Raw genomic sequence first — 2,161 nt, 5'->3', positions numbered from 1 at the left:
TTCAGCCGCGCTTGCCGCATTTTACCAACACATTCCGGTTGGCCATGTTGAAGCAGGTCTTCGCACAGGTAACATGCTCGCCCCCTTTCCTGAAGAAGCGAATCGCTCGCTAGTCGGGCGCATTGCAAGCCTACACTTTGCACCCACCGAAACAGCCAAGCAAAATCTGCTCAACGAAGGTATCGCTGAAGATAAAATTCTGGTCACAGGTAACACGGTGATTGATGCACTGTTATCTGTTAGAGAAAAGATCAAAAACTACAAGCCCGAGCAATGGGCACCGAAGCTTCCGGCGCACTGTATTGACAAAATAGCGGCTAAGCCTGGGCGCTTTATTCTGATCACCGGCCACCGACGAGAAAACTTCGGGCAAGGTTTTATTGATTTTTGCACCGCTTTAAAAACGATTGCCACTGAAAAACCTGACTGGCTTTTAGTGTACCCTGTTCACCTAAACCCGAATGTTCAAAAGCCGGTAAAAGAAGCTTTAGGCGGTTGCGAAAACATTCTTTTGATCGAGCCACAAGACTACCTGCCTTTCGTTTGGCTATTGGACAAATGCGACATGGTGATCTNNTNNCTGAGCTTTGTTGCAGAGAGTGTTTTGAACTGTTGATGGTCAACCAATACCAAAATGATATCGGCATCTTCAATCGCTTGGTCAAAACCAAATAACTCAAAGCTGGCGTGTGTTTTTATATTGGGTTCGCAAACACGCAGTTCACCAATGTTTAGTTCTTGTAGTTTCTCGACAATTTCTACCGATGGCGATTCTCTAAGGTCGTCCACATCTGCTTTGAATGCCAAGCCGAGGCAGGCAATAACTGGTCGCTTAAAGCGCTCAGCCTTTTCTCTAACCTTGCTAATGACCCACTCGGGTTTATGATCATTTACTTCACGTGCGGTTCGAATCAGTTTGGCCTGTTCAGGGTTGCGATGGATAATGAACCACGGGTCTACCGCAATACAATGTCCGCCAACCCCAGGGCCTGGCTGTAAGATGTTTACTCGAGGGTGTCTGTTCGCAAGCGAGATTAGTTCCCACACATCGATATGTTCTTGATCGCAGATGAGTGAAAGCTCGTTTGCAAAGGCAATGTTCACATCGCGGAAGGAATTCTCTGTAAGCTTGGATAGCTCCGCGGTTTTGGCGCTTGTTTCAAGTACCTCGCCACTTACAAATTCTTTGTAAAACGTTGCAGCAGCATCGGTCGATGCCTCGTTGATTCCGCCAACAATGCGGTCATTCTGAACCAGTTCAATCAGTATGCGCCCTGGCAGTACTCGCTCAGGGCAATGGGCAACAAATACATCGCCTTGGGTGTCGTGCCCAGCTTCGCTGAGGATTTTCGCAACAAGATCTGTTGTTCCGACCGGGCTTGTCGATTCAAGAATGACCAGATTGCCAGACTCAACAAACGGAGCAATGTTGCGAGTGGCTTGCTCAACGTAGCTTAAATCTGGCTCGTAGCCCTCTTTAAATGGGGTCGGCACAGCGATAATAAATACGTCTGCTTTGCAAGGCTCAAGACTCGCCTTGAGATTCCCGGAATTAACTGCTGATTTAACCAGCAAATCCAAATCTGGCTCGACTATGTGAATTTTTCCTTGGTTTATCGTTTCAACTACTTTGGGAGATACATCCACGCCAGTAACTTGATAGCCCTTAGTGCCAAGAAGTGAAGCTGTTGGAAGGCCTATATAGCCTAAGCCCATGACGCAAACTGACCTGAATTCCTTTTCCATAATGCCCTTGTTCACTCTGATTTTTATGTAAAAAGTATACGTGCTGATTACAGTGTTTTGTAAAGCAAAACAGTTACGGATTATTTAGGAGTTATTCGAAGGTGTTTTCGCAATAATCTTGTGTAATTAAACGAATTAGTTGGATAATTTTTTTGAAAATTTTACTGACCGGAGCAAGTGGCTTTTTAGGTAGCCGATTTGTAGTTCAATCGAATGGTTTGGATCTAGTCGCTTGTGCGAGAAGAAGTGATTCCGATTCGTTTCAGTCGGTTGGCGACATTAATAGTCAAACGGATTGGCGAGAAGTGCTAGGTCGTGGTGGTCATGGAGATGGCACTGGCGTGGATGTGATCATTCACTGCGCTGCACGCGTTCATGTGATGAATGATGATGCGCAAGATCCTTTGGTTGCGTT

At 46.1% G+C, this 2,161-nt stretch carries 3 protein-coding genes; 2 read left to right on the top strand and 1 reads right to left on the bottom strand.

Going from position 1 to position 2,161, the window contains the following annotated elements:
* The coding region (gene wecB / locus A3739_RS11985) for a non-hydrolyzing UDP-N-acetylglucosamine 2-epimerase (RefSeq protein ID WP_068501540.1) at positions 1–616 on the top strand (616 nt) is incomplete at its 5' end.
* Here wecB and wecC read toward each other — a convergent pair.
* On the bottom strand, positions 529–1,746 hold the full coding sequence (gene wecC, locus A3739_RS11980; RefSeq protein ID WP_068501538.1) for a UDP-N-acetyl-D-mannosamine dehydrogenase: 1,218 nt from the start codon (positions 1,744–1,746) through the stop codon (positions 529–531). The two genes, wecB and wecC, sit on opposite strands and share 88 nt — an antisense overlap.
* A gap of 152 nt (positions 1,747–1,898) precedes the next feature.
* On the opposite strand from wecC, the gene A3739_RS11975 reads away from it, so the two are divergent.
* Positions 1,899–2,161: NAD-dependent epimerase/dehydratase family protein (locus A3739_RS11975; protein WP_156502554.1), on the top strand; the 263-nt coding region annotated here is incomplete at its 3' end.

The organism is Oleiphilus sp. HI0067, from assembly GCF_001635735.1.
The sequence above is the reverse complement of the archived record's forward strand: the minus strand, read 5'-3'. Positions and strand labels throughout refer to the sequence as shown.